The organism is Shimia sediminis (assembly GCF_003990645.1).
GTDB lineage: Bacteria > Pseudomonadota > Alphaproteobacteria > Rhodobacterales > Rhodobacteraceae > Shimia > Shimia sediminis.
Map to the genome: position 1 here is coordinate 557,493 of NZ_RYZK01000002.1, position 26,294 is coordinate 583,786.

Here is a 26,294-nt window from a genome sequence, read left to right on the forward strand (position 1 = left end):
CCTGTAAATCAAGGGGTTTTGAAGACGATGTACTCGACAATCTCAGTACGCTGCACAAAGCGATAGTTATCATCCGAGATCATGGTAAGACGAATGTGCCCCTCGGGATCACGCCAGACCGACAGCCCTTCGAGGTTGTCGTGCATGCCGAAAAACGTGCGTATCAGTTCCGTTTCATTGGCAAAACCATTGGGCGTCACATCAAAGCGCCGCACCCGGCTGCGGAACCCAAATCCGTTAAAGGCCCGCTCCAGCAGATAGAACCTGCCATCCGGCCCAAAGTCAGCCCCGACAGGCCGGAACTTTTTGTGCCGCGAGATCGGAAACGGTTGGGTCCATTTCCGACCATCAAATTGAAAAACCAATGCCTGATTGGCGCGACCCAGCGGACTTTCCGGTATCGCAAACAGGTCTCCGTCCGGGGCCACTGCCAACGCTTCAAAGGCGCCATTGCGGGGCATCGCGTCAAACGCTTTGCTCACCGGCAACTCTCGCCCATGACCGGAGTCGTTGATCTGCATGACCCGATCCTCGGCCTCGAACGAAACGAAAGTTCTGTTCCGCCCGTCCACGGCCAGCCCTTCGGAATCACCGAATTCATTACGCAGCCTTTCGCCCGGAGTTGTGTGCAGCGCATGTCGTTCGTCGAGTATTATTCCCGTTATCTCACCATCTGTCCGCTTGAAATTTCCACGTACCAGCCAGGACCGATCCGAGATCGCGACAAAGGACTGCCCATCCTCGGCAACCTCAATGCCCGAGAACCCCCCGAACCAGGATTCGGAGATGCGCCATTCGGCCACCGCTTCGAGCCTGGCGCGCTTCGGCTCCCAGGCTCCGGACGGAAACCATTGATAACTCAGGAAAAGCGCCGCAGCTATTGCGACTGCAAGACGTTTACGCATTGGCCCGGTAGGTCCGCCATTTCCAGTTCACGACGTGGTTTCGGTTTCGGAGCGTTCGGGTCTGGCGGCGGTGGGAACAATATGTCCTGCACCCATTTTTCCGCGTCTTTGCATCCGTCCCCGGCCGGTGGGGCGGATTGATTCACACATCCTTTTGCCCCTTTGGGACAGTTGAGACGCACGTGAAAATGATAGTGATGCCCCCACCATGGCCGGATTTTGCGCAGCCACTTGCGGTCACCTTTTTCGTCGTTGCACATCTGCACTTTGGCCCCGGGAAAGACGAATATACGCGCCACCCTTGGGTCGCTGGCTGCCGCCTTCAGGATTTCATGATGCTGGCGGGTCCAGTTTTCGTTGACGAAAGCGCCCTTCTCGCGCCGCAGGGAAATCGACGAGATATTTTCGCGTTCGGCGGAACTCAGGTTCAGGCGTTTGGGCGGCAGCATCCAGATATCAATGTCGAGACCGATCTGGTGACTGCGGTGCCCTGACAGCATGGGCCCCCCGCGCGGCTGGCTGATATCGCCGATATAAAGACCTTCCCAACCGGGCTGGGCCGCGGCTTTGGTCGAAAGATCGCGAATATAGTCGATGGTTTCCGGGTACCCCCAGTTACGGTTGCGTGACAGGCGCATGGCCTGCCACGTCGGTCCGGTTTCCGGCAATTGCACGGCCCCGGCGACACAGCCCTTGGCATAAGATCCATGGGGCTTAGCGCTTTGTTGCGAGCTTTGCCTCTGTGCACCAAACAACTGGCGCGCTTCGACCCCCTGCATCTCGGCCGGGACATTTTGCTTGGTAGACACCGTGGCTTGTTCTTGGGTCTGGGTCTGACAGGCCGTCAGTCCCAGCAGGCCGATCAGAATCAGGACGCGTTTGACCATGTCTCGCTGTCTCCTTTGGGGTTGACCCAGCGTAGCAGGATCAGCCCCAAAACGAAAAGCAGGATAACGGGTGATACGCCAAGTCTTGCCGATCCGGTCACTGTGGTTGCGATCCCGATCAGGATGGGCGCAAGAAACGCGGTGGCCCGTCCGGACAACCCATAAAGACCAAAGCTTTCGGTGGGCTTGGCCGGATCGGTATGGCGCACCATCAAGGTGCGGCTTGCGGCCTGAAGAATGCCGCCCATGCCACCAAACGTGGCCCCGGCCAGCATCAGCACATTGTCCGGCAGTGACGAGCCGTCAGCCAAGGGCATGCCGAAAAACGCCTCTCGCGACATGTTCACGATGACAAAGGCCATCGCGATCAGAACCCACACCGCGCCAATGATGACGGGTTTAGGTCCATACTTTTTATCAAGCTTCCCACCAAGCCAGCTGAAAAACACAGCACTGGTCGCGCCGACGATGCCAAAGATTCCGATCTGGGGAACAGACCAGTCCAACACGAGGTTCGCATAGATTCCACCAAAGGTATAAAGCCCGTTCAACGCGTCGCGGTAGAGCATCGACGAAATCAGAAAATACAGCAGGCTCTTGCGGTTCTTGAGGTTGCCGATCGACTTTTTCAAGAGACCCAGCGCGTCGGACACAGTGCTGCGTGCCTTTTTGACAAGCGGCTCGTGGACCCAACGAAAGTAGGGGATCATGAAGACAAGATACCAAACCGCCGTGAGCGGCCCGACAGCCCGGGTGCCTTCCTTTTGTTCTGGGTCCAAGAGCCCAAAGCCCGGCGACAATCCAGCAATGGTCTTGTCGCCTGCCATTTCGGCAAAAACCACAAGCACGATGATCAGGGACATCAGCCCGCCGAAATAGCCAAAAGCAAACCCCGACCCCGATATCTCACCAACTTCTTCTTCGGTGCCAAGTTCGGGCAGCTGAGAGTTGATAAAGATCAGCGCATACTCGGCGCCGATGAAGCCCAGAGAGAAAAAGCCCAACATTAGAAACAGGTTGGATCCATCCAGGGCAATGAACCAAAGTGCAAAGGCGCCAACCACATACATGACGGAAAAGCCTATGATCCACGGCCTGCGTCGGCCTCGTGTGTCGGCCAGCGCCCCCATGATTGGTGCACCAAAACCTATGATCAGGCCGGCGATTGCCATGTTCCAGGCCCAAAGTGACTGGGCGTTGGCCTTGGCAACTTCAGAGTCGAGCCCAGCGCCAAGATAGTATTCTTTCGCCACCACCGCGAAGAATGGGCCAAAAATAAAGGTTACCAAGAGTGTGTGATAGGGCTGACTGGCCCAATCAAAAAACCACCAGCCCCAGATTTTCTTGCGCGCAGAGATTTTGGTCATGCCTGTCCCCCATGACTTTTTTTCCACTTAAGACAGGGGTTTGGCGTTCAGGCAAGTTAATCCTGCATTGGCGGCCATGGCCGCAGCGCCTCGGAGGCACTCCAGGCTGCTACCCATTCAGGGGCCTCGGGGCGCTCCAGATCGTGCCCCATGGCTGCCATCACGGTCTGTGGCGCAACGATCCCGTCCCGGTTCACGATCGCCGACCGATAGAGCGCGTGGTTGGCACATTCACCGTCTTGCTTCCACATGGATTGCTCCAGATAGACAAACCTGTCGTCCCACCAAATGGCCCTGCTGCGCATCTCGAACTTTTCAAAGGCGCGGATTCTGCGTCGGTAGCGCACCGAGACGCCGGCCATCGTCATGCTCCAACGTTTCTTGCGCAACACGTCGATCAATCCGATCCGATGCGCCAGCGGCATACGTCCGAGGTCCAACAATGTCAGGGTGCGCCCATTGTTCAACTCCATCCACAGATCAATGTCCCATGGCCAGCAGCGATGGTGCGAGACGTGGGTCCCCATTGGAGGCAATGGCGGATCGTTGCGGTGTTTGACCAGGTCCTTGACCATGCGGATCACGGGATACATGCGCGTTTCTCCTTTGGGCTATGATCTCGACATCGTTTACGCCAACGTCAACCGTGACCTCGCGCCACTCTTGCCCTTTGCACTTGCGGTGCTTAACTGTTGCGCGATGAAAAACGGAGACTCCTGACCATGATGGCGATCTATGGCCCGCTGCGGCTGATTCTGGATGTGGCATTCTTTATCATGCTGGCTCACATCATCATGAGTTGGCTGATCAGCTTTCAGGTGTTGAACCTGGGACAACAGTTCGTGGCCCAGATCTGGTATGGGCTGAACAAGCTGCTTGAGCCGATCTACACCCCCATTCGCCGCATCCTGCCGGACACACGCCCGCTGGATCTTGCGCCGCTTGTTGCGTTTATCATCATCATCTCACTTCGCGACTATATCCTGCCCGCGATCCTGTTCTGACACCTTCAGGGCTTGTTCAGCGAATCTGGTTATGGGATTGTCGGCTCTAACGAGCAGACAAACCAAGAAACACAGGTTCCCTCATGTGCGCCGCTGCCACGTTTCTGCGTGACGTATTCGGATTCGACGCCTTCCGCCCCGGGCAGGAGGATATTGTCGACGCGGTGACGCGTGGCGAAAACGTGCTGGCAATCATGCCGACAGGTGGTGGTAAATCCCTGTGCTTTCAGCTGCCTGCCTTGATGCGAGACGGTGTGACGGTGGTTATCTCGCCATTGATCGCTTTGATGCGCGATCAGGTGCGCGCGCTGCGTGAAGCTGGCGTTCAGGCAGGCGCCCTGACGTCAGGCAATACCGAGGAAGAAACCGCCGAGGTTTGGGAGGCGCTCGAGGCCGGGCGGCTGAAGCTGCTCTATATTGCCCCCGAACGCCTTGCCTCGGGGGCGGCCATGGGCATGTTGCGACGCATTGGGGTCAACCTGATCGCTGTGGACGAGGCACACTGCGTCAGCCAATGGGGGCACGACTTTCGCCCCGATTACCTGCGGATTGGCGAATTGCGGCAGGCGCTGGGCGTGCCGCTGGCGGCCTTTACAGCCACCGCAGATGCCGAGACACGCGAAGAGATTGTTACCCGGTTGTTCGATGGCGTCCCGCCTAGCACCTTCCTGCATGGGTTTGATCGGCCGAACATCCATTTGGCCTTTGCCGCCAAGGATGGTCCGCGCGGGCAGATCCTGGATTTCGCCGCTGCTCGCAAGGGGCAATCCGGAATTGTCTATTGTGGTACCCGCGCCAAGACCGAAAACCTCGCTGCCGCTCTGCGCGAGGCAGGGCATTCTTCGTTACATTATCATGGCGGCATGGACGCCGAGGACCGCCGGATCACCGAAGCCCGTTTCCAGCGAGAAGACGGGTTGATCGTCGTCGCCACGGTGGCCTTTGGCATGGGTATTGATAAGCCGGACATACGCTGGGTTGCTCATGCTGATCTGCCGAAGTCGATCGAATCCTATTACCAGGAAATTGGCCGCGCAGGTCGAGACGGGGCCCCCGCGGAGACGCTGACTTTGTTTGGGCCGGATGATATCCGCCTGCGCCGTAGTCAGATCGACGAAGGGCTGGCCCCGCCAGAGCGCCAACGCGCCGATCACGCACGGCTGAACGCGCTCTTAGGGTTGGCCGAAGCGCTGCATTGTCGCCGGAAAACGTTGTTGGGCTATTTTGGCGAGACCGACGTGTCCTGCGGGAACTGTGATCTCTGCGATGCGCCCGCCGATGTATTTGACGGCACCACCGCCGTGCGTAAGGCGCTTTCAGCAGCGCTGCGCACAGGAGAGCGGTTTGGCTCAGGGTATTTGATCGATATTCTTCTGGGCAATGACAACGACAAAGTGCGTCAGCGCGGGCATGATGGGTTGCCGACCTTTGGCATTGGCAACGAGTACGACCGCAGACAGTGGCAGGCGGTATTTCGGCAAATGATGGGGCATGATCTGATCCGCCCCGATCCCGAACGCCATGGTGGCTTGCGTATGACGGATGCCGCCCTGCCCATCCTCAAGGGAGAGGCCCAGATCGAGTTGCGTCGCGACACGATCCGCAAGGCACCCCGGCGCCCTGCGGCCAAGGAGATGGTCAACGAAGAGGATGCACCGCTGTTGAGCGCGCTCAAGGCCAAGCGCCGTGCGCTGGCCGAAGCCGCCAAGGTACCTGCCTACATCATCTTCAATGACCGCAGCTTGATCGAAATGGCTGAAACCCGCCCCACAAATCTGGATGAGATGGCACGGGTCAGCGGCGTTGGCGCCAAAAAGCTCGACAGCTACGGCGATGCCTTTCTTGAGGTTATCAACGGCGAGGCCGCCGCTTTGCACCCCAGCCGCCGAAAACTGGCCGGGCGTGAGGCGGGAAATCTCTATGACCGGCTGCTAGAGGTGCAGGCTGACTTGGCGCGCGGGCCAGATGGGATCGACAAACCGATGAGCTGCTCAGCCGCGCTTTTGGCCAAGGTGGCCAGTGCAAAGCCAGGGGACGCATTTGCAATGTCGCGTCTGTTGGGAGAGAAGCGTGCGGAACGTTTTGGCACGGCGTTTCTGGACGTACTGCGCGAGGCGGGTTAAGTCTCATCTCCGACCATTAAGGAATTGCGCCATGCTTGTTGTTGTCTCACCTGCCAAACGGCTCGATTGGAACCCGGTTGCCGGAGAAACCACGGAACCAGACTTTGCCGATGAGGCGCTGCGATTGGCGAAAACGGCGCGCAATCTGACGCTGGGCGATTTGCAGAAACTAATGGACCTCAGCCCCGATCTGGCCCGGCTGAACCGCGACCGCTTTAAGGCATATGAGTCAGAGCCAGACGCGTATGCCACCCGCCCGGCGGTTCACGCCTTTAACGGGGACACCTACATCGGCCTGGAAGCGGCGTCGCTGGAGCCCGAAGAAATGGTTTGGGCCCAAGAGCATCTGCGCATCTTGTCGGGCCTCTACGGCGTGTTGCGTCCGATGGATGCCATTCAGGCCTATCGCCTGGAAATGGGCAGCCGCCTGAAGACACGTCGCGGCAAGAATTTGTACGAGTTCTGGCGTGACAGTATCGCCAAAAATTTGAACACTCAGGCCGAAAGCCTCGGCACTGATGTTTTGGTGAACTGCGCCAGCCAAGAGTATTTTGGCGCGGTTGACCCAAAGGCGCTGAAACTGAGGGTCATCACGCCGGTCTTCATGGAAGAAAAGGCAGGCGTCTCCAAGATCGTGAGCTTTTTTGCCAAGAAGGCGCGCGGCTCCATGGCGCGCTACATCATACAGCGGCGCCTGACCGATCCCGAGGGACTGAAGGAATTTGACCTTGGCGGCTATGCCTATCAGCCACAGATGTCTGAAGGAGACAGGCTGGTTTTCCTGCGGGACTATCCAGAGACCCAAGGCTAAACGCTGCTCGTCAGGTCCCGCTCTGCTTTAGGTCGGTTGGGGGAAAAGGGTTTTGTGCAATCTTGGGTTGGTGGCGCGAAATCATGTCCATGATCGCACCCTTGCGCAGTGGTTTGGTCAGGTAATGATCCAAGCCTGCCGACAGGATCCCCTCTTCATCGCCATCAACCGCGTGGGCCGTCAATGCAACGATGGGTACCGTCGTGCCGTTCTCAAGCGCGCGGATGCGGCGCGTCGCCTCTTTGCCATCCATTTTGGGCATGGAGATGTCCATAAAGATGAGGTCCGGGCGCATGTCTGAATAGGCCTCAACGGCCTCAAAACCATTGTTGGCAAATCGCAGTTCAATATTCAAATTTTTCAACAGCTTGCCTAAAACCAACTGGTTCGTCTTGTTGTCCTCTGCCGCCAGAATCCGCATTTGCCGCAGAGTGCTTGCATCGACAACCGAATGGATTTTGTCTTTCACAGGCAAGACATCCTGAACGCGCGTGGCTTCGGCTATCTTGTGAAACAAGTCACGGCGCGACACGGGTTTTTTGAGCAACCCCTGCGATTGCCCCAGTGACGGATCACCCTGAACCACCGCCGGATCGGAACTGAGCAGAACCACCGGCACATCACTGCCCTGAGCGCGCAAAGCCTCGGTCAGCTCAAGACCATCCATGTCAGGCATGCCATAGTCCGTCAGGATCAGGTCGATATCTTTGAGGTTTTCCAGGGCCTCTCGCCCACTGGCGCAGACCACAACGCTGGCGCCCATTTGCTCCATCTGCTTTTCCAGAAGGCTGCGATTGATCGCGCGGTCGTCCACGACCAGAATCTTGCGGACGCTGTCGGGCAACGCCGGTGGGCTGAGGCTCAGATCCTCTTCGACGGGCAAGGTCAGCTGAAAACCAAAGGTCGATCCTTTGCCTTCGACCGAGTCGACCCAGATCGTACCGTGCATCAGGTTGATCAGCCGATTGGTGATGGCCAGTCCCAGACCCGTGCCTTCAAACGCACGATTACGATCATCTTCAACCTGATTGAATTCCCCGAAAATGTGCCCGATTTTGTCCTCGGGTATACCGATGCCGGTGTCTTCAACGGCGATGTGCACCTCGCATTTGCCCGTGCTTTCATGCGGTTCTCCCACAACGCGAACCATGACATGACCACTCGACGTGAACTTGACGGCATTGCCAATCAGGTTGGTCAGAACCTGCCGGATACGCCCAGGATCGCCAACAAACAACGTAGGCAGGAAAAGATCGTAGTCGACGATCAGGGTTACACCCTTTTCCCGCGCGCTGGGCTGCAACAGCGTCATGACTTCGTGAATGCAGCGCTCCAGATCAAAGGGTTCGGGTCGCAGCGCCAGTTTCTCGGCTTCGATCTTGGAATAGTCCAGAACGTCGTTGATGATCGATAGCAGCGCTTCGCCCGAGTTCTTGATGGTAGATGCAAACAAGCGTTGCTCTTCGCTGAGACCGGTATCGAGCAAAAGGTCCGCCATACCGACCACACCGTTCATCGGAGTGCGGATTTCGTGGCTCATATTGGCAAGAAAGGCTGATTTGGCACGGCTGGCGGCTTCGGCCCGTTTTTGTTCCTTTTTAAGCTTGGCCTCGTAACGCACAGTATCAGTGATGTTGTGGGCAAGGCTGACAATGTCCCCGCCATGCCCCCGTTGATCAATCAGCTTGATGTATTGCCCGTTCCACAGCTGCAGAACCACGGGCGGCGGTGTGGGGCGGTGCCATCGGTCCAACATGGCCTTGCGCCAATCGGCCGAAGCCACGTCGCCAATGTGGACAATACCCTCATCAGTCAACAACTGCAGAAGCCGCGCATAGGTGATGCCCTGAGTGACCTCTTCCAATCCGTCAAAAACCGACAGATACGAGGGGTTGGCCGCAATCATGCGGTTATCTGCATCAAAAAAGGCAAAGCCGTCCTGAATGGCCTCAATCGAGAGCCACAGGCGCCGCTCAGCGATTTCGATTTTCTCGTTGGCTACTTGCAGGTCCGATTTCACCTTTTGATTTTCGGTGCGGACGCTGTTCACTTCGGCGCGGGTTTCGACAATCTCGTTGGACAACTTCTCAGCGTGTTTGCCAAGCTTGCGGTTGGCGGCAAACAGCTCCGCCTGTTTCAGTTCAAGCAGTCGCTCTGCCGCCAACCTCGCCCGACGTTCTTCTGCCAGTTTAGATGCCAGCGTCATGCCCAGCCCCTTCGTCAAATACACAAGACCAGACAAAACCCCAGACGGGTGAATATCTGCTTAAACCGGATCGAATTCCTTCCGCCGTTGCCAGATCAGGCCACGCCATGCCACCATGGAAACGATTTCAGAGGGGAGTTGTATTATGCGTTGGATTTTTGCGGCCCTGGTCGGCCTTTTCTTTGCTGAAACTGCTCTAGCCCAAGAAACCTACGTCCCCGACAGACGAATCGTTGTCAGCCGCGATGTTGATTTCTACGGCTCGGACCTGACCAACCTGTTCGACACCACCTACGACGCCTGCCGCGAAGCCTGTTTGCAAGACACCCAGTGCAAGGCGTTTACCTTCAACAGAAACTCCAATGCCTGCTTCCCCAAAAGCGAGATTTCTGAAACCAAACCCTACGAAGGTGCCCTTTCAGGAGAGGTCTTTTCCACAGACTCTCGGGTTCTGACAACTGCGTCCGAGCGCGCAGGTGATCTGGAGTTCATCCCCAGCTATCAGCTCAAACGTGCCAAAGAGCAGGCGGAAAAGATCGGAGCACTGCATGCCGGCGGCCCCTGGACCGTTCAGGCCATGCTGGACGCAGCGCAAGCTCGGCTGGCCGATGGCGACACTTTGAACGCGATGCGATGGACCGGCGGGGCAATCGGCAAGGCTGACCGAAGCGACCTGTGGCTGGAGTATGGCCGGTTGAACGGCTTGCTGTCCAAATCTGCCGAAAACAACCAAAGCACTTATGAAAGCCGCGCATTCCAGGCGACCCTCAACGCCTATCTGCGCGCAACCAACGATGCACAGCGTGTTTCGTCGTTGATGCAGCTCTCGGACCTGCTGATTGCCGACAACAACGGCCGCCGCGCCCTCAGAGCGTTGCGGCTGGCCGAGTCGATCCAACCGCGGGACGATGTTCTGGCTGCCCTCGACGATGCGATTGGAAAATACGGTTTTCGTGTCTCGGAGCACGAAGTGGAAAGCAACCTGGTCGAGCCACGCATTTGTGCAACCTTCAATGAACCATTGGTCAAGGCCGGGGTCGACTATGCGACCTATGTCAAGCTGCCCGATCAGAGGCTGGCGGTGCAGGCTGAAGATCGCAGGATTTGTGTCGAAGGCATCACGCACGGCTCGCGTCACACGGTGACCTTCCGCAAGGGGCTGCCCGCCGCCAGTGGCGAGGTGCTGTTGAAAGACATTGCTCTGACCTTTTATGTGCGTGACCGCGATCCGGCGGTCAAATTCCCCGGACGCGCCTATGTCTTGCCACGCACAGCTGATGCAGGTCTGCCGATCCAGACCGTGAACCTGAACGAAGTTGAACTGAAACTGCAGCGGGTCAGCGATCGCAACCTGCTGCGTACCATTCAGGACGGCTATTTCGGTCGCCCCCTGTCCTATTGGCAGTTCGAAACCTTCGACAACGAGATTGCCGAGACTATCTGGCAGGGCACCGGGTCGGTTTCAAACGATCTGAACACTGACATGACCACCCGTCTGCCTTTGGGAGATGTCGTCGCGGGCCTGCCCACTGGACTTTATGCTCTGACAGCCGACCTGCCGGGTGCAGATAGGTACGACGAAACCTCGACGACCCAGTGGTTTGTCTTGTCTGACCTCGGCGTGACAACACTTTCGGGCGTGGACGGGCTGCATGTGTTTATCCGCGCGCTTGGCGATGCAAAGGCGCGGGAAGGGGCCAAGGTCACGCTGTTGTCGCGTGCCAACCGGGTGTTGGGAACCGCAACCACAGATGCAGAAGGCTATGCGCGGTTTGACCCCGGCCTGACGCGCGGCTCAGGCGGTGCGTCCCCGGCCATGGTGACCTTCGAAGCCGGGGACGATTTCTCATTCCTGTCGCTCACGGACCCTGCCTTTGATCTTTCAGATCGTGGGGCCGAGGGACGCCCACCAGCCCCCCCGGTTGATGTGTTTCTCGCCACAGATCGTGGCGCATATCGCGCTGGTGAAACGATCCATGCCACCGCACTGGCCCGTGGTGATGTGGCCGAGGCCCTGCCCGGCCTGCCAGTCACGGCAATCCTGACCCGCCCTGATGGGGTGGAATACAGCCGCATGACCTCAAACCGCGATGCGGCGGGGGGGCATGTATTTGCCATGTCGCTGGGTCAAACGGTGCCGCGTGGCACGTGGAAGCTGGCGATCAAAACAGACCCGGATGCGCCGGCCTTGGCAACACAGAAGGTACTGGTTGAAGATTTCCTGCCCGAACGGATCGACTTTACCCAATCGCTGCCCGAAGGGCCGATCCTGCTGAGTGACGACAAGCAGGGCGTCGATTTACGTATCCAAGCCCAGTATCTCTTTGGTGCACCTGGCGCGGGCCTGAACGTCGAAGGTCGCGTCACGTTGCGCGCACGTGACGAGGTGGAAGGCTTCAAAGGTTACCGCTTTGGCCGCCATGACGAGTTCTTCAGCCCAAGAACCGAGTTCTTTGCCGGTGAAAAAACGGATGGGGACGGCGTGTCATTCGTCAACCTCTATTTCCCCGATGTCGAGGTCAAAGGCCGCCCGATGGAGGCGCGTGTGGTGACCTCGGTGCTCGAGGGTTCAGGCCGCCCGATCGAACGCCGCCTGACTCATCCCGTGGCCTCAAAAGGGCCGATGATTGGCATCAAGCCGTCGTTCGAAGAGGATGTCATTGCAGAAGGCTCTGACGCGGCCTTTCGCATCGTCGGCCTGACCCCGGACCTGCAAAGCGCGCCAATGAAGGTGCGCTGGACGGTGAACCGCGTGCGGACATCGTACCAGTGGTACAACCTCTACGGCGATTGGAACTGGGAGCCCACAACACGGCGAACCACCGTCGCCAGTGGCGAGGCCGCGATCTCAGGCGACGCCATCGAGGTCAGCGCGCCTGTGGAATGGGGCCGCTACGAAATCGTGGTTGAGCGGATTGACGGTGACTATGTCGCCAGTTCGTCGGAATTCTATGCCGGGTGGTATGCCCCGGTGGATGCCACCGACACGCCTGACACACTCGAAGTGTCGCTGGACCAACCGGGCTATCGCAGTGGCGACACCGCCAACTTGCGCATCGTACCGCGCTTTGCCGGTACGGCACTGGTCACGGTCATGTCAAACCGCCTGATCGCGATGAAAGCCGTTGAGGTGCAGGAAGGCGAAAACCTGATCCCGCTGGAGGTGACGGACGAATGGGGTGCTGGGGCCTATGTCTCGGCCTCGGTCATTCGGCCTGCCAACGAGCCTGCGGGGCTGAACCCGTCGCGCGCCTTGGGCCTGAGCTATACCAGCATTGATCCGGGTGCCAAACAGTTGGCGGTAACATTGGAGGCCGCCGACAAAGTGGCCCCCAGCGGCGCTTTGGACGTGGGGATTAAGGTGAACGGTATTTCGAAAGGCGAAACCGCCTATGTCACCCTTGCAGCGGTGGATATCGGCATTTTGAACCTCACGGGCTTTGAAAGTCCCGACCCTTCTGGCCACTACTTTGGCCAACGCCGTCTTGGCATGGAAATCCGCGACATCTATGGCCGACTGATTGACGGCATGAACGGCAACATGGGGGCCTTGCGCCAAGGGGGCGATGCCACCAGCGGGTCCTCTTTCCAATCGCCGCCGCCTACCGAAGAGCTGGTCGCCTATTTTGAAGGTCCGGTTCAGGTCGATGCAAACGGCATGGCCACGGTCAGTTTTGACCTGCCCGAATTCAACGGAACGGTGCGTCTGATGGCCGTGGCCTGGAGCGACAGTGCCGTGGGTCAGGCCGAACGCGATGTTCTGGTGCGAAACCCGGTGGTTGTCACCGCGACACTGCCACGTTTCCTGGCCCCGGGTGACACCAGCCGGCTTCTGCTGGAAATCGTGCATGCCGAAGGGCCTTCGGGGCGCATGGGGTTGGACGTAAGCGCCGAGGGTGTGGTTCTTGCGACCAGCGACATTCCCTCGGGGCTGACGCTGGTGGACAAGGGCACAGCCCGCCTGTCGGTGCCAGTTACTGCCGGGGACGTCGGCGACCACAGTCTGCGGATCGCATTGACCACGCCGGACGGTAAGCAGTTGGTGAAACAGCTGACCCTGCCGGTACGCGCAAACGATCCCGAGATCAGCACGACCCAGCGCATCGAGCTGGCGGCAGGGGACACCTTTACGCTTGATGAAAACCTGTTTGCAGACCTGCGTCAGGGCACCGGCTCTGCCGTGATCTCCTCGGGCGCATTGGCGCGATTTGACGCGCCGGGTTTGTTGCAGTCTCTGGATCGCTACCCATATGGCTGCACCGAACAGGTGACCTCCAAGGCACTTCCGTTGTTGTACTTTGACACGATCACCTCCTCCCTTGGGTTGGGGGAACGTGACAAGGTGCAAGAGCGTATCGATCAGGCAATCGCCGTGGTCCTGACCCGTCAGGCGACAAACGGCGCCTTTGGCCTGTGGTACGCGGACTCAGGGGATTTCTGGCTGGATAGTTACGTCAGCGATTTCCTGTCGCGGGCCCGCGCCAAGGGGTACAACGTGCCTGACATGGCCTTCCGCCATGCGATGGATAACCTGCGCAACCGGATCAACTATGCCCCGGACTTCGACATTGGTGGCGAAGACATCGCCTATGCGCTGATGGTGCTGGCCCGTGAGGGCGCTGCCAATATGGGCGATCTTCGCTACTACGCTGACGAAAGAGCAGACGGTTTCGCGACACCTTTGGCCGCTGCTCAACTGGGCGCGGCACTTGCCTATTATGGGGATCAAACCCGCGCGGACCGCATGTTCGGCAAGGCCGCGCAGATGATGGAGCGTGAATGGGATGACACACCGTCCGGATATTGGCGGGCCGACTATGGCACCCAATTGCGTGACGCCGCCGGGCTGTTGACGCTGGCGGTCGAGTCAGGAAGCGAGACATTGGATCGGTCGATTTGGGCGGCACGGGTTGGTGCGGCACGAGACCATCTGTCGACACAGGAAAGTGTCTGGTCCCTGCTGGCGGCACATGCCCTGATCGAAGACGACATGGGGCTGGGGTTGAGCGTCAATGGCACCCCGGTCGACGGGCCCCTCGTGCGCGCTCTGGCAGACCAGGCGACAGTGCGCCCACTGCGCGTCAAAAACGAAGGCACCAAGGATACGGCGCTGACGATAACCTCAATCGGAGTGCCCGATTACCCGGTCGACAAGGGTGGCTATGGCTACAGCATCGAGCGCAGCTATTTCACCACCGACGGGCAACCTCTGGAAGCCGGAAACATCCAGGTCGGAGATCGCTTGGTCACGGTATTGACGATTGACCCGATCAGCAGCACCGGAGCACGGCTGATGGTCAACGACGCCCTGCCTGCAGGTTTCGAGATCGATAATCCGAACCTCCTTGAAAGCGGCGATATCTCTGCTTTGAAATGGCTGGACCTCGCTGCGGCCCAAAACACCGAGTTCCGCTCGGATCGGTTTCTGGCGGCGGTTGATTGGACATCATCAGCGAAGTTCAGTCTTGCCTATATCGTGCGGGCGGTCAGCCCGGGTGATTATCACCATCCGGCAGCAACGGTTGAGGATATGTATCGTCCGCAATTCCGTGCCCGAACGGCGGCCAGTCGTGTGACCATCGACGAGTGATCATGCGGAGATGGGCAAGATACCTACTGCCAGTTGTCGCCCTGTGGGCGGCGGCTTTGGCACGGGATCAGTTTGACCATTGGGTTGACGCAACGAACCTCCCGCCGATCCTTGCGGAAACATCGGTAGAGGTGCGCGATCGCAAAGGGCATTTGCTGCGTGCCTATGCGGTCGAAGACGGTCTCATGCGCCTTGGGGCTTTGCCACATCAGGTGGATCAGCATTACCTCGACATGCTGATCGCGTATGAGGACAAACGGTTCCATCGCCATACCGGCGTTGACCCGGTCGCGCTGCTTCGGGCCATTGTGCAGGCGACGTGGAATGGCGAGGTGGTTTCGGGTGGGTCCACGCTCACCATGCAGGTTGCAAGGTTGATGGAGGATGGCAGCACCGGGCGGTGGTCAGGCAAGCTGCGTCAGATCCGCGTAGCGCTTGCGATTGAGCGGCAACTGACCAAGGAACAGATCCTTGGGTTGTACCTGACCCATGCGCCCTATGGTGGCAACCTCGAAGGGGTTCGCGCAGCGACACTGGCATGGTTCGGAAAAGAACCAACGCGCCTGACCCCTGCACAATCTGCCATGTTGATCGCCCTACCACAAAGCCCAGAAGCCCGGCGACCTGATCGAAACCACCCTTTGGCACGGCAGGCCCGAGACAGGATTCTGGACCGGTTGGCAGATACCTCTGCATTGTCGAAGAGCGATGCAGACGCCGCAAAAACAGAGTCTGTTCCGGCCCAAAAACGTGCTTTCCCAGTCCTTGCGGCACATCTGGCGGACCGCGCGCTTGGGGATGATCCGGATGCCATGCAACATGACCTGACGGTTGACGCCGATCTGCAAGCATCTTTGGAGACGCTGGCGCAAAGGGCTGTTTTGGGTATGGGAGAGCGCCTGTCAATCGCAATGCTGGTGGCAGATCACGAGACCGGGGAAATCCTCGCCTCGGTCGGTTCTGCGGGGTATGCGAGCCAAGGCCGTCGCGAGGGGTTTGTCGATATGACTCGGGCCTATCGGTCGCCTGGGTCGACACTCAAACCTCTGGTCTATGCACTGGGATTTGACGAAGGGTTGGTGCATCCCGAAACGCTGATCGATGATCGACCGGTGACCTTTGGCCGATATGCGCCGCAAAACTTTGACGGCGCCTTTCGGGGCGAGCTGAAGGTGGCCGACGCCCTGCGCCAGTCGCTCAATATTCCCGTTGTTTTGTTGGCAGATCAGCTTGGGCCAGCACGGATCATGTCATCGCTGCGCAAGACGGGTGCCGTGCCGAAACTGCCGGGTGGAAAGGCCGGGCTGGCCGTAGTGTTGGGCGGTGTGGGGGTCACAATGGAAGATCTCGTGCGCCTCTATGCGATGCAAGCCCGGGGTGGTTCGTCTGTGGACCTGATCTGGCGACAGGGGGCCGTTCAGGCACCGGAACGACATGTTATCAGCCGCTCGGCTGCGTGGCAGATTGGGCATATCCTGTCCTCAATTGCGCCGCCCGTCGGCGCGCCGCGTAATCAGCTCGCCTATAAAACCGGAACCAGTTATGGGCACCGCGATGCTTGGGCCGTGGGTTATGACGGGCAGCATGTGGCCGCGGTCTGGATCGGGCGGCCAGACGGCACACCCGTTCCCGGTGCCTTTGGCGGAGAGTTGGCGGCACCCGTTTTATTTGAATTATTTCAGCGCGTTAAACCTGATTTGGTTCCATTGGGCCCGCCGCCTCCGGAAACTCTCACGGTCGTTTCGAGCCAATTGCCTCAGCCATTACAACGCTTCGCAGGGCGAAATGCCGTTTTCAAGGCACCTGCAGACACGCCGAAGCTGACCTTTCCTCCGAACGGCGCGCGGTTGGCTGAGTTGGGAGGAAGCCTGACAATCAAGGTGCGTGACGGGATTTTGCCGCTGACAGTGCTGGCCAACGGCATTCCCGTGGCAACCCGGCTGCAACGCCGCGATGTTGCCTTGGATTTTGCTGAAAAAGGCGCTTCGACCCTGACCGTCATCGATGCCGAGGGGCGTTCAGATCGGGTGGAAATCTGGATCGATTGAGGCCCAAAAACCGACGTCTGTATCACGTCGGTATCGTGTCGGTATTACGTCGGTATTTCTCTTAACCAAAAAGTAAGGCGCGCCGGAGCCCCAGCGCGCCTTTTGTTCGATTTCAGGCCTGGCTTACATGCGCTCGATGGCGATGGCGATGCCCTGACCGCCGCCGATGCACATGGTGATCAGCGCCTTGGAGCCGCCGATACGCTCAAGCTCATACATGGCTTTGACGGTGATAATGCAGCCTGTCGCGCCAACCGGGTGGCCCAGCGCGATGGCACCGCCATTGGGGTTCACCTTGGCAGGGTCCAGCCCGAGGCCCTTGTTCACCGCCAGCGCCTGTGCAGCAAATGCTTCGTTCGACTCGATCACGTCAAAGTCGGTGATCGACAGGCCAGTCTTGGCAAGCAGGTTCTCAACCGCCGGGACCGGGCCGATGCCCATGACCTCGGGGCGGACACCGGCGTGGGCATAGCCCAACACGCGGGCCTTGGGTTTGAGGCCTGCCTTTTCGGCGGCGTCTGCGCGCGCCATGACAATTGCTGCACCCCCATCGTTGATGCCCGAGGCGTTTCCGGCAGTCACGCGACCGTCTTTCTTGAATACGGCGCGCAGTTTGGCCAGCGACTCATCGGTCGATGGTGTGGGATGTTCGTCGGTGTCAAAGGCCACCATTTCGCGGCGCTTCTTGACCTCTACGGGGACAATCTGGCTCTGGAAGTGACCCGCTTCGATGGCGGCGGCTGCACGCTGTTGGCTTTCCAGCGCAAAGGCGTCCATTTGCGCGCGGGTGATGTCATGTTCATCCGCCACGTTTTCGGCGGTGATCCCCATGTGACCGGTGCCAAAGGGGCAATTCAGCGCGCCGAGCATCATGTCGAGCGTTTTGACGTCACCCATCTTTTGACCCCAGCGCTGGGCCTGCATGATATAGGGCGAGCGGCTCATGCTTTCGGCCCCACCGGCGAGCGCAAAATCCGCGTCACCCAGCATCAGCGATTGGGCGGCCGAAACAATCGCCTGCGCGCCGGAGCCGCAGAGGCGGTTCACGTTCATCGCAGGAGTCGTGTCGGGAATGCCTGCATTCATCGCGGCCACGCGGGACAGATACATGTCGCGTGGTTCGGTGTTGATGACATGGCCAAAGACCACATGGCCGATCTGGCCGCCTTCGACGCCGGAACGTTCCATGGCCGCCTTGGCCGCAGTCGCGCCCAGATCGATCGGGGCCGTGGCGGCAAGCGATCCGCCAAACGTACCAATGGCTGTACGCGCGCCGTCGAGAATTACGATATCGGTCATGAGGAAGTCTCCGTCTGAAAATCCGTTGCGCCTAAACTACAGACCTGCCCTTGGGTCACAAGGGCGCAGATTGCCCCGTGACGCTGCGTGCATTGACAGCGACGCCACGGCACCGCAGTACTGGGGCATGACCAGCGAAAACCAGATCCTCGACCTGTTGCCAACCCGCCTGAAAGAGGCGCGGCGCGAACAGGGGTTGTCTTTGGACGCAGTTGCGAAACTGTCGGGGGTGTCCCGGTCGATGGTCAGCCAGATCGAGCGTGGAGAGTCTTCTCCGACCATCGCAACCCTGTGGAACCTCACCCGCGCGCTGCAGGTGGATTTTGCGGGCCTTCTGGAAGAAGCCAGCACCGAAGATCGGATTGAAACCATTCGAGATGCGCAGGTGCCCAGCATCGACAACATGGGACAGGGATGTCGGATACGCATTCTTTCGCCGCCGGAAGAGGCGGGCAAGCACGAGGTCTATGACCTGCGCTTTGCCGAGGGCGGAGTTCTGGACAGCCAGCCGCATACGCGAGGGGCCCGAGAGCAGGTGACCGTGATCGAGGGAGAGATCGAAGTCACCTCGGGGGCGGCACAGGACCATTTGAGCGCAGGGGATACGGCCAGTTACGCCGCTGACGTGACCCATTGTCTCCGCGCGACCAACGGTCCGGCCCGCGCGTTCCTGATCGTTCAGGACGCCTGAGCCCTATACCCGGTCTTCGTCTTTTCAGATGTGCACCTGCTGGAGGCATCCGTTCGGGCCTTTTGCGCGAGCACAATCCGATATCACGGAATTTTTCCAAAATAAGGGAATTCTCCTATTTCGGAAATTTTTCCGCTATGATAGATACTATTCCAGAATCATGGAGGCCCTCATGTCTGACTCATTTCTGACCCACATTTCGCAAACCCTTCGGGAGATCGAGGCCGAGGGCCTGATGAAGCGCGAGCGCATGATCACCTCGCCTCAGGGCGGTGAGATTCAGGTGGGTGAGCGCGATGTCATCAACCTGTGTGCCAACAACTACCTGGGTCTGGCGGACAATCCGGCGCTGATCCGGGCCGCACAGGATGCGATGGAGCCGCGCGGGTTTGGTATGGCCTCGGTCCGGTTCATCTGTGGCACGCAGGACATTCACCGCGAGCTGGAGCAAAAGCTGGCGAAGTTTCTGAACAAGGATGACGCCATCCTGTTCGCCGCGTGTTTTGATGCGAATGGCGGTTTGTTCGAGCCGCTTTTGGGACCGGAAGACGCGATTATCTCGGACAGTCTGAACCATGCGTCGATCATCGATGGGGTGCGTCTGTGCAAGGCAAAACGCTATCGCTACATGAACAACGACATGGCCGATCTTGAGGCGATGCTGAAACATGCGCGCGAAGAAGGTGCGCGCCATATCATGGTTGCGACCGATGGCGTGTTCAGCATGGACGGCTATCTGGCCAACCTGCCCGAAATCACCCGGCTGGCGAAAGACTACGATGCGCTGGTGATGGTGGATGACTGCCATGCGACAGGTTTCATGGGGCCGAACGGCGCCGGTACGCCGGATCATTTTGGGGTGGATGTCGACATCCTGACAGGGACGCTGGGCAAAGCACTTGGGGGGGCCATCGGCGGTTACATCGCCGGGCCGCAGCCAGTGATTGACCTGTTGCGGCAGCGCGCGCGGCCCTATCTGTTCTCCAATTCGCTGCCGCCAAGCATCGTGGCTGCCGGGATCGAAGCGATCCGGCTGGTCGAGGAAGGCGCCAAGGATCGGGCGCGACTGTTCGAAAACGCGCGGCATTGGCGCGAGGGGCTGGAGGCCTTGGGCTTTGACATCCTGCCTGGCGAACATCCCATCATTCCGGTCATGCTGGGCGAGGCGCAGCTGGCACAGGATATGGCAGCACGGCTGTTTGACGAAGGTGTCTATGTATCGGGGTTTTTCTTTCCGGTGGTGCCTCGCGGACAGGCGCGCATTCGCACGCAGATGAATGCGGCTCTGACCCGCGACGAGTTGGACAGGGCGCTGGCGGCCTTTGGCAAGGTTGGCAAAGAGCTGGGAGTGATCTGATGAACAGACCCAATACGATGAAGGCGCTGGAGAAGACCCATCCACGTGAAGGGCTTTGGGCGGCACAGGCCCCGGTGCCCGAGATTGGTGAAGATGACGTCCTGATCCGCATCAACAAGACCGGGATATGCGGCACGGACATTCACATCTGGAACTGGGATGACTGGGCCGCTGCCACGGTTCCGGTGCCGATGATTACGGGCCACGAGTTTGCCGGGGAGATCGTCGAGATCGGGCGCAATGTCACCGGGCTGGAAATTGGGCAACGGTGTTCTGGTGAAGGGCATTTGATTGAACATGACAGCCGTCAGTCTCGGGCTGGGAAGTTCCATCTAGATCCTGGCACGCGGGGGATTGGGGTGAATGAGCAGGGGGCTTTTGCCGAATACCTGCGGCTGCCCGCGTTCAATGTGGTGCCCTTGCCGGATGACATTCCCGATGAAATCGGAGCGATCCTCGATCCCTTGGGCAATGCGGTGCACACGGCGCTGAGTTTCGATCTGTTGGGCGAGGATGTGCTGATCACCGGTGCCGGACCGATTGGCATCATGGCAGCGGCCGTGGCGCGCCATGCCGGGGCGCGGAACGTGGTGATCACGGATATCAATCCTGATCGTCTGACGCTGGCCGAGCATGTTGTGCCAACGGTACGCGCGGTTGATGTAACCCGCGAAGACCTGAATGACGTTGTTGCCGAGCTGGGGCTGACGCAGGGATTTGACGTCGGACTTGAGATGTCAGGCAGCCAGATCGCGCTGGATCAGATGGTCGAAGCGCTGGTGATGGGCGGCAAGATTGCGTTGCTGGGCATCCCTCCGGGCAAATCTCCGGTGGATTGGAGCCGCATCGTGTTCAAGGCGATTACCATCAAGGGCGTTTACGGCCGCGAGATGTTCGAAACCTGGTACAAGATGATCGCCATGTTGCAAAACGGGCTTGATGTCTCACGCGTGATTACCCACCAATTCAACGTGGATGATTTTGCCGAAGGATTTGCTGCGATGAAATCCGGGGCGTCGGGCAAGGTTGTGCTGAACTGGCGGTAGGGGGCGCTGCCCCCATCGCGGCATGCCGCGATTCCCCCGGGATATTTTTGGCCAAAAGAAGAGGTTGGGTGTGGCTTACAATTCGCTTTTGGAGGTGATTGGCGGGACGCCTTCCGTGTGGTTGGACCGCATGGTGCGGGCGCGTGGGCTTGAAGGGCGGATTCTGGCAAAGCTGGACTATCTGAACCCCGGATTTTCCAAGAAGGATCGGGCCGCCAAGGGAATTATCGAAGCCGCCGAGGCCAGCGGAGACCTGGCGCCTGAGCAGAGCGTAGTTGAGCTGACCAGTGGCAACATGGGCACCGGGCTGGCAATTGTTTGCGGGCTGAAAGGGTATCCCTTTGTCGCCGTGATGAGCCGGGGAAACTCGGTCGAGCGGGCGCGCATGATGGCGGCCCTGGGGGCCGAGGTGGTGTTGGTGGATCAGTTGCCCGGCTCGGTTCCGGGGCAGGTTTCCGGCGGGGATCTGGCAGAGGTCGACAAGGTGGCGCAGCGGCTTGTTGCAGAGCGTAACGCCTTTCGGGCGGATCAGTTCAACCACGCCGGCAATCCAAACGCCCATTTCGAAACAACCGCGCCAGAGTTGTGGGTGGACAGTGGCCAAACATTGACGGCTTTTGTGGATTTTGCCGGATCGTCGGGCACCTACGCCGGAACGATCCGAGGGTTGAAGGGGTTTACCCCCGACATTCGCGGTTATGTTGTTGAACCAGAAGGTGCGGCCGCACTGGCTGGTGATGCCGTCGCGCGGCCTGACCACCCGATTCAGGGTGGCGGCTATGCCATGAATGACCTCAGCTTTATGGAGGGGATCCCGGTGGATGGGTATCTGACCGTGAGTGGTGACGCCGCCAAAGAAACGACGCGCGCCCTGGCCCGGGAGGAGGGCATTTTTGCCGGGTTTTCTGCCGGGGCAAATATCGCCGCCGCGCTCGCCCTGTTGGAAGGACCAGAGCGAGGCGGCACCATTGGCGTCATTATTTGCGACAGCGGTTTGAAGTATCTGTCAACCGACCTGTTTGAGTGACCCAACAGGCGCATAAGGCCTGAACAGGGTCGATTGCCCAAGCTCGGAAAGCAGTCGCATGACGCCGGACAAGGCCGCATCTGAACCTATGCTGCGACTGGTCGGTGCCCAATGGGCCGCGCGATGCGCGTTGTGATGTTCCCTCATTTTTTGACCCCTGTTGGTAAGGGCCCCCACACCAACGAGCCTGCGCCGAGACTGTTACCGAAAGCTTAATCCCGACCCGGGATATTCAGAGGATTTTAATAGTTGCCGGGCGTCAGGGGCTGGCGCCCCTGGTCCGTCAGCACCCAGGCCTCGCGCCCTTCTAACACGGCCGTGGTGAGAGGGCGGCCATGCCCGGCGCCGCTGTCGAGATTGATGCGGTTGCCACGGTGTTCGGGGGTTGGGCGATGCGTGTGGCCATGAACCACGAGCCACGGGTGGGGTTTGTCGTAGATAAGGAACTCGCGCCTGATCCAGCACATGTCGTCTTCGGTCTGTTCAACAAGAGGCACGCCGGGCTTGATGCCAGCGTGTACAAACAGCAGATCACCTTGCTGGTGGTACGCCGGAAGGCCCGCCATAAAGTCCTGATGGCTTTGCGGGATTGCGTCGCAGGCCTTGGGATGGACCTGATAGTAGCGCGAGGTTTCGTCGGTTTCGATCCCGTAAGACGCAAGTGTCGCGCGCCCACCGATGCGATCGTTGAACCAGTCCATACCCAAAAGGATCTGCGGATCGGGACGCGGAAGGTCCTCGAGAAAGTAAGAGTACATGCGGTCGTGATTGCCACGCAAAACGGTCCAGTTGCGCCCGTTTTGTTGCCCCTTCATCAGACGATCGATCACTCCGGCGCTGTCTGGGCCTCGGTCGACAAGATCACCAAGGAAGACAACCTGCGCATCCGGGCCACCGTCACGTTCGATTTTGACCAGCGCCTCTTCCAGCATCGCGAGTTGCCCGTGAAGATCGCCGACGGCGTAGATGGGATCGGTCATGGGTCAGGTCAGCCTTACTGGGAGATTAAGCGGTCCGCGGAAGGCAAAGCCATGCCAAACCACGTCATCAGGAGTGACCAGTTCCATATTGGGGAAGCGGTCGAACAACAAGGGCAGCAAAATCTGTACCAACATCATGCGCGAGACATGGGTGCCCTGACAGAAGTGGGGGCCGGTGCCGAAGCTTTGGTGAGTCTTCTTGGGTCGGAACAGGTCGTAGCGTTCGGGGTTATCGTGGATCTCTTCGTCATGCCCGGCGCTGGCCTGAATGGTCATCACAACATGATCTTTGGGGATGGCAATGCCGCGAATCTCGGTGTCTTGGATGGCACGTCGCGAGCTGACCTGAATCGGGGCGACCCAACGGACGCCTTCTTCGAAGGCTTCCAGAAACCACTTGGGGTCTTCTTTTACGGCGGCCACATGATCGGCATGGGTCAAAAGGCCGTAAAGGATGGTGCAGAGTGCATCGCGAGGTTCGTTGATACCACCGCCGATGGCGATCTTGACGTTGGCGCGGATCTGGCTGGTCTCGATCGGGTTTTCGGCGTTGGCCATGGCCGACAGGGCAGAAGGTCCCTGTTCCGTCAGATGGCGCTGGGTTTCGCGATCAAAAAGCGCGTTCATGTCTTCATGCGCAGCGTCAACAATGGCAAAGGGCTCATCAAGCCCGCCGAAGTTGCCCGCGCCGTTGATGAGAGATTGCGACCAGTGGATCATCTGATCATCCGTGGCGCTTTCGATGCCGAGAAGGTTGGCAAGACACCGAGCCGCATAGGGCGCGGCAAGGGCCCCAAAGAGGTCAACAACTTCGCCGCGCGGCAGCCGGGCCACATAGTCTTTTGCGATTTGTGTGTAAATCCCGGTCCAGTGGTCGCGGATATTTCGGGGCGCAAAGGCCGGGGCCATGGCGCCGCGCTCACGGGCGTGGGCGTCGCCGTCTTTTCGCATCAGTGTATGCGCCTGAAACGCCCGTTTCATCGGGGTGTTCGGGTCATCGGATGAGAACAGGGCCGGATTGTCCTTGACCGCTTTGGTGTCGGCGGCTTTGGTCAGCATGGTGCGCCCGACCGCAGGCACAAAGGCGACCGGCATCTCGGCACGAAGGCGGCGATAGATGCGGTAAGGATCACGCACAAGATCGTCCATGGTGATCGTGTCATCGGTGGGTATGGCTAGGGTCATGGGGGGGCTCCGGTCATGTGCCACATCGTAGACCCAGAGGCTGTCCTGTGCAAAATAAAATTTCACATGTTAACGAAAAACGCCGCCCCGGGTGTGGGACGGCGTCGTGTTTGGCGGTGCAGTTCGGATCAGGCGACGTCGAATTGCAGGGGCTTGATCTGACGGAACAGGCCGGTTTCAGCCAGCTTGGCGCGGGCCTCGGCGGGTACGGCTTCGTCGACGTAAAGCAGCGCAATGGCTTCGCCCCCGACGTCGGCACGTCCAAGGGTAAAGTTGGCGATGTTGACGCCGTTTTCGCCCATGGTCTGACCCAGGGCGCCGATGATGCCCGGCTCGTCTTCGTTGGTGGTGTAGAGCATGTGCGCACCGATCTCGGCATCGATGTTGATGCCCTTGATCTGGATAAAGCGCGGTTTGCCATCCGAGAACACGGTGCCCGCAATCGAACGCTCGCGCTGTTCGGTGACCACGGTGACCTTGATGTAGCCATCAAAAGCGCCCGACTTGTCCTGGTTGGTGGTTGAGATCTGAATGCCGCGCTCTTTCGCGACAACCGGAGCGGATACCATGTTCACATCCGGGTTGGCCTTTTTCATGATGCCCGCCACAACAGCGCAGTTCAGCGCGGCGAGGTTCATGTCGGAGACAACACCATCATAGAGAATATTGATCGCCTTGATCGGCTCGTCCGTCATCTGGCCCGAGAAGCTGCCGAGGTGATCGGCCAGCTTGATCCATGGACCCATGACCTTGGCCTCTTCGGCGGTCACCGAAGGCATGTTCAGCGCGTTTTCGACGGCACCGGTCAGCAGGTAGTTCGACATCTGGTCGGCGACCTGCAGGGCAACGTTTTCCTGTGCTTCTGTAGTGGCGGCACCAAGGTGCGGCGTGCAGACCACGTTGGGCAGGTTGAACAGCACGTTTTCCTTGGCAGGCTCTTCCGAGAACACGTCAAAGGCCGCCCCGGCAACGTGGCCGGATTGCAGCATGTCGGCCAGCGCCTCTTCGTCGACCAGACCACCGCGGGCACAGTTGATGATGCGCACGCCTTTCTTGGTCTTGGCAAGGTTCTCGCGGCTGAGAATGTTGGCCGTGGCATCCGTGAACGGCACGTGCAGGGTGATGAAATCGGCGCGAGTCAGCAGCTCGTCCAGCTCAACCTTTTCGACCTGCATCTTGTCGGCCTTTTCTTCCGAGAGGAAGGGGTCATAAGCGATGACCTTCATCTTGAGGCCGCGGGCACGGTCGCAAACGATGCCACCAATGTTACCAGCCCCAATGACGCCAAGCGTCTTGTTGGTCAGCTCGGTGCCCATGAATTTGGACTTTTCCCATTTACCGGCGTGGGTCGAAGCGCTGGCTTCGGGGATCTGACGGGCAACGGCGAACATCATCGCAATGGCATGTTCGGCGGTGGTGATCATGTTGCCGAACGGCGTGTTCATGACGATCACACCTTTTTTCGACGCGGCCTCTTTGTCGACGTTGTCGGTGCCGATGCCGGCGCGACCGATGACCTTGAGATTGTCAGCTTTTTCCAGCAGTTTCGCCGTCGCCTTGGTGGCCGACCGGATCGCGAGGCCGTCATACTGGCCGATCACCTCGGCGAGCTTGTCCTTGTCCTTGCCGAGGTCAGGCATGAAATCAACGTCGATGCCGCGATCGCGGAAGATCTGAACGGCGGTTTCCGAGAGTTTGTCGGAGACGAGTACTTTGGGGGCCATGAGCTTGGTCCTTTTGAATGAATTTGGGGGGACAGGTCGGGACA

At 59.2% G+C, this 26,294-nt stretch carries 19 protein-coding genes; 10 read left to right on the forward strand and 9 right to left on the reverse strand.

The window, feature by feature from the left end; all coding sequences use genetic code 11:
- Positions 1-8: 8 nt before the first annotated feature.
- From EK369_RS07250 to EK369_RS07265, 4 genes are read right to left on the reverse strand one after another with little or no spacing between them, the layout of a single operon-like run.
- Positions 9-905 (reverse strand): esterase-like activity of phytase family protein, encoded by an 897-nt coding sequence (locus EK369_RS07250; RefSeq protein WP_127113025.1) that lies wholly within the window; start codon positions 903-905, stop codon positions 9-11.
- Complete coding sequence (gene mepA / locus EK369_RS07255; RefSeq protein WP_127113026.1) at positions 878-1,792, reverse strand: penicillin-insensitive murein endopeptidase; 915 nt, start codon at positions 1,790-1,792, stop codon at positions 878-880. The genes EK369_RS07250 and mepA overlap by 28 nt, the downstream gene beginning before the upstream one ends.
- Complete coding sequence (locus tag EK369_RS07260; RefSeq protein ID WP_127113027.1) at positions 1,774-3,159, reverse strand: MFS transporter; 1,386 nt, start codon at positions 3,157-3,159, stop codon at positions 1,774-1,776. Before EK369_RS07260 ends, mepA begins: the two co-directional genes overlap by 19 nt.
- 56 nt (positions 3,160-3,215) lie before the next feature.
- Positions 3,216-3,752, reverse strand: a complete 537-nt coding sequence (locus EK369_RS07265; RefSeq protein WP_127113028.1) for an acyl-CoA thioesterase — start codon at positions 3,750-3,752, stop codon at positions 3,216-3,218.
- Between EK369_RS07265 and EK369_RS22285 the strand changes: the two genes are divergently transcribed.
- The 4 genes from EK369_RS22285 to yaaA all read left to right on the forward strand — a co-directional run bounded on the left by EK369_RS22285 (position 3,751) and on the right by yaaA (position 7,097).
- Positions 3,751-3,879 (forward strand): hypothetical protein, encoded by a 129-nt coding sequence (locus tag EK369_RS22285; protein WP_268920607.1) that lies wholly within the window; start codon positions 3,751-3,753, stop codon positions 3,877-3,879. The genes EK369_RS07265 and EK369_RS22285 overlap by 2 nt on opposite strands.
- A 2-nt stretch (positions 3,880-3,881) precedes the next feature.
- On the forward strand, positions 3,882-4,163 hold the full coding sequence (locus EK369_RS07270) for a YggT family protein (protein ID WP_127113029.1): 282 nt from the start codon (positions 3,882-3,884) through the stop codon (positions 4,161-4,163).
- A gap of 83 nt (positions 4,164-4,246) precedes the next feature.
- Positions 4,247-6,286, forward strand: coding sequence for a DNA helicase RecQ (gene recQ, locus EK369_RS07275; RefSeq protein ID WP_127113030.1), 2,040 nt, complete (start codon positions 4,247-4,249; stop codon positions 6,284-6,286).
- 31 nt (positions 6,287-6,317) lie between these two features.
- The gene (yaaA, locus tag EK369_RS07280) at positions 6,318-7,097 is read left to right on the forward strand and encodes a peroxide stress protein YaaA (RefSeq protein ID WP_127113031.1); all 780 of its coding nucleotides are present in this window, start codon (positions 6,318-6,320) and stop codon (positions 7,095-7,097) included.
- A 10-nt stretch (positions 7,098-7,107) separates the two neighbouring features.
- Here the strand turns inward: yaaA and EK369_RS07285 are convergent, their stop codons facing one another.
- Positions 7,108-9,303 (reverse strand): response regulator, encoded by a 2,196-nt coding sequence (locus EK369_RS07285; protein WP_127113032.1) that lies wholly within the window; start codon positions 9,301-9,303, stop codon positions 7,108-7,110.
- Positions 9,304-9,448: 145 nt separating this feature from the next.
- Between EK369_RS07285 and EK369_RS07290 the strand changes: the two genes are divergently transcribed.
- On the forward strand, positions 9,449-14,893 hold the full coding sequence (locus EK369_RS07290; protein WP_127113033.1) for an alpha-2-macroglobulin family protein: 5,445 nt from the start codon (positions 9,449-9,451) through the stop codon (positions 14,891-14,893).
- Between the two features lie 2 nt (positions 14,894-14,895).
- Positions 14,896-16,941: a penicillin-binding protein 1C gene (gene pbpC, locus EK369_RS07295; RefSeq protein WP_127113034.1), complete on the forward strand. Its 2,046-nt coding sequence runs from the start codon at positions 14,896-14,898 to the stop codon at positions 16,939-16,941.
- Between the two features lie 123 nt (positions 16,942-17,064).
- On the opposite strand, the gene EK369_RS07300 is transcribed toward pbpC, so the two are convergent.
- The gene (locus EK369_RS07300; protein ID WP_127113035.1) at positions 17,065-18,240 is read right to left on the reverse strand and encodes an acetyl-CoA C-acyltransferase family protein; all 1,176 of its coding nucleotides are present in this window, start codon (positions 18,238-18,240) and stop codon (positions 17,065-17,067) included.
- 127 nt (positions 18,241-18,367) lie between these two features.
- Between EK369_RS07300 and EK369_RS07305 the strand changes: the two genes are divergently transcribed.
- The 4 genes from EK369_RS07305 to EK369_RS07320 all read left to right on the forward strand — a co-directional run bounded on the left by EK369_RS07305 (position 18,368) and on the right by EK369_RS07320 (position 22,361).
- Positions 18,368-18,931 carry a helix-turn-helix domain-containing protein gene (locus tag EK369_RS07305; protein ID WP_127113036.1) on the forward strand — a complete coding sequence of 188 codons (564 nt, stop codon included), beginning with the start codon at positions 18,368-18,370 and terminating at the stop codon, positions 18,929-18,931.
- 172 nt (positions 18,932-19,103) lie between these two features.
- A complete protein-coding gene (locus tag EK369_RS07310; RefSeq protein ID WP_127113037.1) occupies positions 19,104-20,288 on the forward strand; it encodes a glycine C-acetyltransferase in 1,185 nt (394 codons plus the stop codon).
- A gap of 17 nt (positions 20,289-20,305) precedes the next feature.
- Positions 20,306-21,334 carry an L-threonine 3-dehydrogenase gene (gene tdh / locus EK369_RS07315; protein WP_127113294.1) on the forward strand — a complete coding sequence of 343 codons (1,029 nt, stop codon included), beginning with the start codon at positions 20,306-20,308 and terminating at the stop codon, positions 21,332-21,334.
- 70 nt (positions 21,335-21,404) lie between these two features.
- Positions 21,405-22,361: a PLP-dependent cysteine synthase family protein gene (locus tag EK369_RS07320; protein ID WP_206198050.1), complete on the forward strand. Its 957-nt coding sequence runs from the start codon at positions 21,405-21,407 to the stop codon at positions 22,359-22,361.
- Between the two features lie 242 nt (positions 22,362-22,603).
- Here EK369_RS07320 and EK369_RS07325 read toward each other — a convergent pair whose 3' ends face one another.
- The 3 genes from EK369_RS07325 to serA all read right to left on the reverse strand — a co-directional run bounded on the left by EK369_RS07325 (position 22,604) and on the right by serA (position 26,250).
- Positions 22,604-23,341 (reverse strand): metallophosphoesterase family protein, encoded by a 738-nt coding sequence (locus tag EK369_RS07325; RefSeq protein ID WP_127113039.1) that lies wholly within the window; start codon positions 23,339-23,341, stop codon positions 22,604-22,606.
- A gap of 3 nt (positions 23,342-23,344) precedes the next feature.
- Positions 23,345-24,526 (reverse strand): cytochrome P450, encoded by a 1,182-nt coding sequence (locus tag EK369_RS07330; RefSeq protein WP_127113040.1) that lies wholly within the window; start codon positions 24,524-24,526, stop codon positions 23,345-23,347.
- Positions 24,527-24,654: 128 nt separating this feature from the next.
- Positions 24,655-26,250 (reverse strand): phosphoglycerate dehydrogenase, encoded by a 1,596-nt coding sequence (gene serA, locus EK369_RS07335; RefSeq protein ID WP_127113041.1) that lies wholly within the window; start codon positions 26,248-26,250, stop codon positions 24,655-24,657.
- Between the last annotated feature and the right edge of the window lie 44 nt (positions 26,251-26,294).

Bases quoted from the DNA above. Each gene is read 5' to 3' on its own strand.
- EK369_RS07250 (WP_127113025.1), bottom strand. From the start codon at position 905: ATGCGTAAACGTCTTGCAGTCGCAATAGCTGCGGCGCTTTTCCTGAGT.
- mepA (WP_127113026.1), bottom strand. From the start codon at position 1,792: ATGGTCAAACGCGTCCTGATTCTGATCGGCCTGCTGGGACTGACGGCC.
- EK369_RS07260 (WP_127113027.1), bottom strand. From the start codon at position 3,159: ATGACCAAAATCTCTGCGCGCAAGAAAATCTGGGGCTGGTGGTTTTTT.
- EK369_RS22285 (WP_268920607.1), top strand. From the start codon at position 3,751: ATGCGCGTTTCTCCTTTGGGCTATGATCTCGACATCGTTTACGCCAAC.
- EK369_RS07265 (WP_127113028.1), bottom strand. From the start codon at position 3,752: ATGTATCCCGTGATCCGCATGGTCAAGGACCTGGTCAAACACCGCAAC.
- EK369_RS07270 (WP_127113029.1), top strand. From the start codon at position 3,882: ATGATGGCGATCTATGGCCCGCTGCGGCTGATTCTGGATGTGGCATTC.
- recQ (WP_127113030.1), top strand. From the start codon at position 4,247: ATGTGCGCCGCTGCCACGTTTCTGCGTGACGTATTCGGATTCGACGCC.
- yaaA (WP_127113031.1), top strand. From the start codon at position 6,318: ATGCTTGTTGTTGTCTCACCTGCCAAACGGCTCGATTGGAACCCGGTT.
- EK369_RS07285 (WP_127113032.1), bottom strand. From the start codon at position 9,303: ATGACGCTGGCATCTAAACTGGCAGAAGAACGTCGGGCGAGGTTGGCG.
- EK369_RS07290 (WP_127113033.1), top strand. From the start codon at position 9,449: ATGCGTTGGATTTTTGCGGCCCTGGTCGGCCTTTTCTTTGCTGAAACT.
- pbpC (WP_127113034.1), top strand. From the start codon at position 14,896: ATGCGGAGATGGGCAAGATACCTACTGCCAGTTGTCGCCCTGTGGGCG.
- EK369_RS07300 (WP_127113035.1), bottom strand. From the start codon at position 18,240: ATGACCGATATCGTAATTCTCGACGGCGCGCGTACAGCCATTGGTACG.
- EK369_RS07305 (WP_127113036.1), top strand. From the start codon at position 18,368: ATGACCAGCGAAAACCAGATCCTCGACCTGTTGCCAACCCGCCTGAAA.
- EK369_RS07310 (WP_127113037.1), top strand. From the start codon at position 19,104: ATGTCTGACTCATTTCTGACCCACATTTCGCAAACCCTTCGGGAGATC.
- tdh (WP_127113294.1), top strand. From the start codon at position 20,306: ATGAAGGCGCTGGAGAAGACCCATCCACGTGAAGGGCTTTGGGCGGCA.
- EK369_RS07325 (WP_127113039.1), bottom strand. From the start codon at position 23,341: ATGACCGATCCCATCTACGCCGTCGGCGATCTTCACGGGCAACTCGCG.
- EK369_RS07330 (WP_127113040.1), bottom strand. From the start codon at position 24,526: ATGACCCTAGCCATACCCACCGATGACACGATCACCATGGACGATCTT.
- serA (WP_127113041.1), bottom strand. From the start codon at position 26,250: ATGGCCCCCAAAGTACTCGTCTCCGACAAACTCTCGGAAACCGCCGTT.